General features: G+C 58.7%; 8 protein-coding genes. 5 read left to right on the forward strand and 3 right to left on the reverse strand.

All coding sequences use genetic code 11. The annotated features are described in order from the left end of the window. Nucleotides 1–18 precede the first annotated feature (18 nt). Nucleotides 19–1,449, reverse strand: a complete 1,431-nt coding sequence (locus OC445_RS19880) for a PLP-dependent aminotransferase family protein (RefSeq protein WP_057977139.1) — start codon at nt 1,447–1,449, stop codon at nt 19–21. Nucleotides 1,450–1,607: 158 nt separating this feature from the next. Between OC445_RS19880 and OC445_RS19885 the strand changes: the two genes are divergently transcribed. The 5 genes from OC445_RS19885 to OC445_RS19905 all read left to right on the forward strand — a co-directional run bounded on the left by OC445_RS19885 (nt 1,608) and on the right by OC445_RS19905 (nt 5,805). After that, a complete protein-coding gene (locus OC445_RS19885; RefSeq protein ID WP_014718115.1) occupies nt 1,608–1,790 on the forward strand; it encodes a rubredoxin in 183 nt (60 codons plus the stop codon). A 27-nt stretch (nt 1,791–1,817) separates the two neighbouring features. Next, complete coding sequence (locus tag OC445_RS19890; RefSeq protein WP_034127732.1) at nt 1,818–2,687, forward strand: sugar phosphate isomerase/epimerase family protein; 870 nt, start codon at nt 1,818–1,820, stop codon at nt 2,685–2,687. A 69-nt stretch (nt 2,688–2,756) separates the two neighbouring features. Further along, nucleotides 2,757–3,389, forward strand: a complete 633-nt coding sequence (locus OC445_RS19895; protein ID WP_054918636.1) for a LysE family translocator — start codon at nt 2,757–2,759, stop codon at nt 3,387–3,389. 79 nt (nt 3,390–3,468) lie between these two features. Beyond that, on the forward strand, nt 3,469–4,527 hold the full coding sequence (locus OC445_RS19900; protein ID WP_060764775.1) for a diguanylate cyclase: 1,059 nt from the start codon (nt 3,469–3,471) through the stop codon (nt 4,525–4,527). 48 nt (nt 4,528–4,575) lie between these two features. Continuing rightward, complete coding sequence (locus OC445_RS19905; RefSeq protein ID WP_262020297.1) at nt 4,576–5,805, forward strand: M20/M25/M40 family metallo-hydrolase; 1,230 nt, start codon at nt 4,576–4,578, stop codon at nt 5,803–5,805. 254 nt (nt 5,806–6,059) lie between these two features. Here the strand turns inward: OC445_RS19905 and OC445_RS19910 are convergent, their stop codons facing one another. Both OC445_RS19910 and OC445_RS19915 read right to left on the reverse strand, forming a co-directional pair. Further along, nucleotides 6,060–6,458 carry a hypothetical protein gene (locus OC445_RS19910; protein WP_371264142.1) on the reverse strand — a complete coding sequence of 133 codons (399 nt, stop codon included), beginning with the start codon at nt 6,456–6,458 and terminating at the stop codon, nt 6,060–6,062. 25 nt (nt 6,459–6,483) lie between these two features. After that, nucleotides 6,484–7,733: RHS repeat domain-containing protein (locus tag OC445_RS19915; RefSeq protein ID WP_262020298.1), on the reverse strand; the 1,250-nt coding region annotated here is incomplete at its 5' end.

Consider the following 7,733-nt stretch of genomic DNA (forward strand, 5'->3'; position numbering starts at 1 on the left):
CTGCACCAGGGTCGTGTATCACTTTTTTGCGCGGGGATTGCTCTGTGCAACACCGTGCAGCAATAGCGCCTCAAACACCCGCTGTACCCGTGGTTCGTCGCTGTGGGCCACATTGAAGCGCATTGAGTCGCGGTGGGCCGGGTCGTAGCCGAAGAGCGCGCCAGGTGCCAGTACCATGCTGCGTTTCAGGGCTTCCTGGGCCAGGAGTTCGCCGTTCACGCCAGGCGGCAGGCGTGCCCAGATGAACATCCCGCCTTCATACGCCATGGGCAGTTCGCACCCGCAGCGCTTGAGCCATTGTTCGACGCGCCCACCGGCTTCCATCAGGCGCTGCACCATGCGTTTGCGGTGCTTGGCGTAACTGCCTTCGCTGAGCATGCGGTAGACGATCTGTTCGAACAGTTCCGAGGTGACGCCGCCGCTCATCAATTTCATGTTGGTCAGGTTGGCGGCCAGTTGCGGAGCGGCCACCACATAGCTGACGCGGGTGTTGGCACTCAGGATCTTCGAGAACCCCGACAGGTAGGTGACCTGGTCCAGCCCGGCGACGGCGGCCAGGCGTGGTGGAGGGTTGGGGTGCAGGTCGCCGTAGAGGTCGTCCTCGACGATGTGGCAGTGGTACTGCTGGGTCAGTTGCAACAGGCGAAACGCTTGGCTGGGGCTGAAGGAGTGGCCGGTGGGGTTGTGCAACACGCTGGTGGTCAGATACAGGCTGGGGCGGTGTTCGGCCAGCAGCTGTTCGAGGGCGCTGAAGTCAAAGCCGTCGGGGCGGCGTGCAATGGTGATGACTTTGACGCCGTGCAGCGCCAGGTTGGCGTGGAAGTTGAAGTAGCACGGCGCGTCGAGCAGCACCGTGTCGCCGGGGCGTGCGAGCAGGCGCATGAGCATGTCCAGGCCCTGCACGGTATTGGGTGTGGTGATGATCTGTTCCACCGGTACCGATAAGCCTTCGCCGTGCAGTTTCTGTTGCAGCGCCTGGCGCAACGGCAACAGCCCCGCCGGCGTGCCCAGCCCGGCGATACGCAGTGACGGCGCACGCACTACGCTGCGCATGGCCTGGCGGATCGCTTCGCCATTGAGCCAATCCTCCGGCAAGTGCCCGCCACCGGGGCGCAGTTCGCCACTGGCGGTGGCCAAGGGCCGGCGCAATACGCTGAGCAGGTCTTGGGGCAATAGGTCCACCCAGGTCGCCGAGGCAGGGCGGGTGCTGTCCATCGCCACGAAGTAGCCGCGGCCCTGGCTCGAGGTGAGCAGGTGGCGACCGCGCAGGCGGTCCAGTGCCTCATTGAGAGTGAACTTGCTGACGCCGAGGACCTGGGTCAGTTCACGCACGGATGGCAGTTTGCTGCCCGGTGCCCATTCGCCATTTTCGATGGCCAGGCTGAACGCCTCGACGATCTGCTGGACCTTGGGCGTGCCTTCTACGAAAGCGATGGCGGATACAAACATGACGCGTCCTTGTGTTTGCCGGTGCTTTTACCGGTGAAGTTAGGCCGGATTAGGCACCACTTTACCTGCCTTGCGCAATGCCACTCCCCTAGACTGCGCGGCATCTCGCCTGGAGATGGCGATATTTCCTACACCTGAGCAATGGATTTTGCATTTCCATGAAGACTTATATGTGCGCACCCTGCGGTTTTATGTACGTAGAAGAACTGGGTATTCCGGAGGACGGAATTCCCGCAGGCACCCCTTGGGAAGAGGTGCCTGAAGATTGGACATGCCCGGATTGCGGCGTGACCAAGGCCGATTTCATGGCCATCAATCTTCCTGAACGTCAATTCGCCTGACACTCCATCAACGAAAGGAATCGTCCCATGAACAGCAAACTGATCAACGCCACCGTCCCGTTCTGCACCGGTGTGGCCCACCAGAAATACCTGGGCGCCGAAAAGGGCCTGCAAACCGCCATCGAAGGTGACTGCACCCACTGGTACATCGACGGCAGCCTGTTCGGCGAAATGGTCGATGACTGGACCGAGGCGCGTATCGAGAGCCTGCAGGCGCAAATCGCGGCCACGGGGGTCAAGCCGGTTTTCCATGGCAACTTCAAGGCGCCGTTGGGCAGTGATGTCGAAGCCTTCCGTAGTGCGGCCGTGGAGTACGTCAAAAAAGAAATCGATATCGCCAGCCGCCTGGGCGCGCCGTTGATCATTCACGGTGGTTGCATCGTCGAGCCGAAAATGGTGCTGATGGCCAAGAAGGTTGCCCTGGAGCATTATCTCAAGTCGGTGCAGGAACTGGCGCGCTATGCCGAGGCCAAGGGCACGGATATCTACCTGGAGAACCTGTCCAACTACGTCAACTATCGGCCGTTCCACTACATCTTTACCCATGAAGCCGAATACGCCTTTGTGTTCGAGCGCCTGCAAGCCCATAGCAATGTGTATTTCTTCCTCGATGCCGGCCACGCCAACATCGAGAACGGCCTGCCGGCAGAAGTGGTGCGCAAATACCACCACTTGATCAAGGGCATTTCCTTCAGCAACAACAACGGCGTGCAAGACCAGCACTTCGGCATCCATGACGGCAACTGCGATTACGCCGATGTGCTGCAGGCCATTGTCGAGACCAACTGGAAGGGGCTGGTCGCGTTTGAAACCCGCAACCAGACCGCCAAGGCTGCCCTGGCTGACCTGGCGGTGATGTACCGCGACTCCCTGACCACCGAAATCGCTGTCGCCTGATCGGCCGGGGGCGAGCGCTGGCCGCGTTCGCCCTGTTGCTGCTGTTTCTTTTTATTCAAGGTGCTGGCCATGACAAGTGCGTTAACCCTGTCTTCATTTCTCTACTTTCTGTTGTTTTGCGCCACCATGACCTTCAGTCCGGGCCCGATGACGTTGCTGTTGTTGAGCCTGGGCTTGAAGGACGGCCTGCGCAGTTCGATCCCGGCGCAGGTCGGCGCCACTGTGTCGTACCTGATTTCGATCCTGATCTTTGCCGTCGGCTTCTCGGAATTGATCAAGGGCAACCTCGCCATTACCCAGACCATCCAGTTTGTCGGGGTGGCCTACATTCTTTACCTGGCCTACAAGCAGTGGACCAGCAGCGGCGTGTCGATCAACAACGCCGACAAGGTCGAGGGGGCGCGCAGCCTGTTTGGCAAAGGGCTGTTGACCGGGTTTTCCAACCCCAAGACCATCATCATGTTCAGCGCCGTGTTCCCGCAGTTTGCCGGCGCCGGTGAACACAGTTCGGCGGCGGACATCGCCATCCTTGGCCTGACCTTCCTGCTGCTGCAATTTGCCAGCGGCTGCCTGTATTGCTATTTCGGCCAGCGCATCAAACACGTGCTGGAAAACCCCAAGCGGCGGGTGTTGTTGCAGCGAATCACGGCCGTGTTGCTGCTGGGCGTCGCCTTGATGCTGGCGCGTGGGTTTTCGCACTGAAGTATTAGCCAATAAGCGGTAGTGGCGATTTGACGTCGCCCTGATAGACTCCAGGCATTCACCCAGGATCGCCCCCACCATGCCAGCCGTCGGAGGAAAAGGACTTCCGCTCGCTTTGCGCTTGTACAAATCTCGCGTGCTGGGGCTGACGCTCGGCTTTGTGTGCGTGGCGTTCGGCATGTATCCGTTGAATCCGTCCCTGTGGGTGTGGGCCTGGATGCTGATCAATGCCTTTGCGTGGCCGCACCTGGCTTTTCAATGTTCTTTGCGCTCGGCCAATACCTTGCGCAGCGAACGCCGCAGCCTGCTGTTCGATTCCTTTTGCGGTGGGTTCTGGGTTGGCGCGATGCACTTCAACCCGCTGCCCAGCGTCACCACCCTGTCGATGATGAGCATGAACAACGTCGCCATCGGCGGGCCTCGTTTCCTGTTCGCGGGTTGGGTGGCGCAGGCACTGGGGCTGGGCACCGCGTTGCTGCTGTTCACACCAGGATTTATCGCCGTGACCACCCAGGCCCAGCTGTATGCCTGCCTGCCGATCCTGATGCTGTATCCCCTGGCCCTGGGCTGGATCTGCTACCGCCAGGCCGTCACCTTGGCCCGCCACAAACGTGAACTGCTGGCCTTGAGCCGCACCGACAGCCTGTCGGGCCTGCTCAACCACGGCGCCTGGAAGGACCATCTGGACCTCGAGTTTCAACGCTGCCGCCGTGGCCCGGGCGGTGCCGCCATCGCGTTGATCGACATCGACCACTTCAAGACCATCAACGATACCTACGGCCATGTGACTGGCGATATCGTCCTGCGCCAACTGAGCAAGGTGCTGCGCCAGAACCTGCGCACCAACGACCTGGCCGGGCGCTATGGCGGTGATGAGTTCTGCGTGATCCTGCCAGACATGCCCCTCAACCGTGCCACCGAGGTGATGGAGGCCTTGCGCGGTCGCTTCAACGCCTTGGCCTACGCCCAGGACCCGACACTGCGAGTGAGCCTGAGTATCGGCCTGGCGCCGTACCAGCCTAGCCACGCCGACTCCATCAGTTGGCTCAACGATGCCGACCAGGCGCTGTACGAAGCCAAGAGCAGCGGGCGCAACCGGGTCAGTTCGGTACAGGGCAGTTGGTTGCGGTCAGTTTAGTGGGGTAGGGTGGCGGGGCACCCTCCAACAAAAAACAAGGATCGGTCCATGCTCTTCACCTTCCCGCGTACCCTGTTGGCCGCTACCCTGGCCTTGTCTTTCAGCCTGCCGGCCTACAGCGCCGAGCCTCATAAACAGATCCAGCAACAGGCCGAACAATACAAGGCCGAAGCCTTGAACCTGCTGGAGCGCCTGGTGAATATCGACTCGGGTTCAGGCTACGAGCCGGGCCTGACCCAAGTGCGCGATATCGCCGTGGATGAGTTGAAACAGTTGGGTTTCACCATCGAATTGGTGCCGGATAAAGCCGCCAACAATAGCCATGTGGTCGCCACCCTCAAAGGCACCGGCGAGGCCAAGATCCTGCTGATGGCCCATATGGACACCGTATTCAAGGAAGGCTCGGCTGCCGAGCGCCCCTTCCACATCAAGGACGGCCGCGCCTACGGCCCCGGCGTGATGGATGACAAGGGCGGCATCGTTGCGGGCATCTATGCGCTCAAGGTCCTCAAAAGCCAGGGCTTCAAGGATTACGCGCAGATCACCTTCCTGCTCGACGCCAGCGAAGAAACCGGCTCCGACGCCGCCTCCGAACTGATCCGCAACACTGCCAAAGGCCACGACGTGACCCTGAACCTGGAACCCGGCCGCCCCGCCGACGGCCTGGTGGTGTGGCGCAAAGGCAGCGCCACCGCGGTGGTCGAAGTCAAAGGCAAGGCCGCCCACGCCGGCGTCGCCCCGGAACTGGGACGCAACGCCGCCATGGAAGCCGCGCACCAGATCCTGCAACTGGGCAAACTCGGCGATGAAGACAAGAAAACCACCATCAACTTCACCGTGCTCAAGGCCGGTGACCGCACCAACGTTATCCCTGACCAAGCCACCGCCAAGGCCGACGTGCGTGCGGCCTTGCCGGAAGAGTTCGACCGGATCGAGAAAGACCTGGCCCGGGTTTCAGCCAACAAATTGATCCCGGAAACCGAAGTGAACACCAGCCTGCAGCGGGGCCTGCCACCGATGCCGCAGACCGCCGAGTCGGATAAGTTGGTAGCGATAGCCCAAGGGATTTATGGCGAACTGGGACGCAAGTTGACTATCGAAGGCAGCGGCGGCGCGGCGGATGCCAGCTTGTCCGCCGGTGTAGGCACGCCGACGCTGGATGGGTTTGGGATAGTGGGGGGCAATATTCACACGGCGGAGGAATATGCCGAGGTGGAGAGTGTGGTGCCGCGGGTTTATTTGTTGAGTCGGATGATCATGGAGCTTTCCAAGCGCTGATCAGAACACTGGATTGCAGAACGAATCGGGTTTGAATGGGGGAGGAATGCCCGTCCGGCAAACGCAGATCCCCTGTGGGAGCGGGCTTGCCCGCGAAGGCGGCGTGTCAGTCGCTGCATGTGTTACTGCACTACCGCTTTCGCAGGCAAGCCAGCTCCCACATTTGATCTTTGTTGATTTGAGCGTTGTGTTTGCTTGAGTAACTCGCATTGGGGCAGCCCCTCCGACATCGAGTACTGCGTTCAATGCGGAAGTCACCATGTGGAAGGGTCTTCGAGACTGGCTTTTTGAAGGTCGTCTTTCCAGACCTCGTTGGCCAGTCGATAAATGTCCGCAAAGAAACCTCGGGGGTCGTCTATTTCTGTTTCGTCCCAAGCCATTGTTATGTACTCATCATAATCGCTTTCAAATTCTTTCGAAAAGTCGAAGTCGGGTTTGTCTAGCACATCTCTAAGTGCAGCCATTAATACGAAGCGATGTCTGTATGACAAATACATAAGGTCCTTCAGAACAAAAGAAATTATGATTTTTTCTCTGTCTTTCTCATTGTTAGGGTCGTACTTCCATAGTTCTTTTCCAACTGTATCCTCAAGGTCGTATATCGATAAGGCTCCCAATATATGAGAGATATTAGGGGTGTAAGGGGTGTTCATGAATGGGCACTTCAGCATTGTCTGCTCACTTTGGGAATGCGGTAAATGGCCGAGTCGGATTGTTTCTATCAAATCTGATCTCTGCTCTGTCCATATTTTCAATGTACTTAGGGTCGTTTAAGTTTCGGTGGTTAGGCTTGTAGCCTCGTCCGGCTCCGGGTAGCTCGACTATAACCACAGGGTTACCCCTTCTATCAAAACCTGTAGGAAGTGGTGAATCGCCCTGCATCCTGCCCATGGCTTTATTTATAGCGTTAAGCTGCATCACCCAGGTTTTAAATTGAGAGCTGGAATTGATAGCTTCTCTCTCCCCAGTGGTCGGATTTGTTCCATCAATAGATCGTTGCCTTAAAGCGTTATCTGGTATCTCTGGGCTATGCTTTTCAACCGAATGCATATCATATTCCTGCTCCCAACCCAGCACTTTTCGTTTTGCATTTGCCTCTGCCAGTTCATCTATTCTCGCCTGTCGCTGAGTACGCCCCAGTTGAGGTAAAGCGGGCGCGCCTTCATTTACACTAGGCTTCGGAAGAATAGGAGGAGCGTTAGGCTTGCATTGGTCCCCTGGGCAGGTACTTAATCCTAATGGATCCACCCACCCTGTAGGGTTTGGCACATACCGGTACCCATTGATCCCCCCCGCCAACTTCACCGGATCTGGCGTCAGGTAACGACCAATATCTGGATTGTAGTAGCGATGGCGGTTGTAGTGCAGACCGCTTTCCTGATCGAAATACTGACCCTGAAAGCGCAGCGGGTTGTCGATGTTGCTTACGTCGAGCCGGGCGATCTGGCCGTAGGCGCGGTAGTGGGCGGACCAGATGATTTCGCCTTCGGGGTTGGTCAGTTCCTGCGGGGTGCCGAGGTGGTCGAGTTGGTAGTGGTAGGGCGTGGTGGCTTGTGGACCGAAACCTTCCAACAGCGCCAATGGGCGGAAGCTGTCGGGTTCGTAGAGGTAGCTGCGATGGCGCTCTGCATGGTGTTCGGCAATCAGCTTGTCGCCTTGCCAGAAAAACTCGGTGGTTTTGTCGTCCACGGTTTTGCTGATGCGGCGTCCAAATGGGTCATAGCGATAGCTGGCGGTTTGGCCGTTGGGCTTTGTGATGCTGATTAATCGATGCTGGCAGTCGTAGCGGTACTCAGTAACGAGTTGCTGGCTTTTGCCGCGCCGCTCGCGGATGAGGTTGCCGAAGGCGTCGTAGTCGTAATGGCGGTCGCCCTGGATCATCAGGCGGTTGGCCGCAACGATGTCCGGGCCGGGGCGGTCTTGCATCA

The sequence above is a fragment of the Pseudomonas sp. Pse35 genome (assembly GCF_024519715.1).
Classification (GTDB): domain Bacteria; phylum Pseudomonadota; class Gammaproteobacteria; order Pseudomonadales; family Pseudomonadaceae; genus Aquipseudomonas; species Aquipseudomonas paracarnis.

Excerpts from the sequence above, each read along its gene's own strand:
- OC445_RS19880 (WP_057977139.1), bottom strand. The coding sequence starts at position 1,449 with ATGTTTGTATCCGCCATCGCTTTCGTAGAAGGCACGCCCAAGGTCCAG.
- OC445_RS19885 (WP_014718115.1), top strand. The coding sequence starts at position 1,608 with ATGAAGACTTATATGTGCGCACCCTGCGGTTTTATGTACGTAGAAGAA.
- OC445_RS19890 (WP_034127732.1), top strand. The coding sequence starts at position 1,818 with ATGAACAGCAAACTGATCAACGCCACCGTCCCGTTCTGCACCGGTGTG.
- OC445_RS19895 (WP_054918636.1), top strand. The coding sequence starts at position 2,757 with ATGACAAGTGCGTTAACCCTGTCTTCATTTCTCTACTTTCTGTTGTTT.
- OC445_RS19900 (WP_060764775.1), top strand. The coding sequence starts at position 3,469 with ATGCCAGCCGTCGGAGGAAAAGGACTTCCGCTCGCTTTGCGCTTGTAC.
- OC445_RS19905 (WP_262020297.1), top strand. The coding sequence starts at position 4,576 with ATGCTCTTCACCTTCCCGCGTACCCTGTTGGCCGCTACCCTGGCCTTG.
- OC445_RS19910 (WP_371264142.1), bottom strand. The coding sequence starts at position 6,458 with ATGAACACCCCTTACACCCCTAATATCTCTCATATATTGGGAGCCTTA.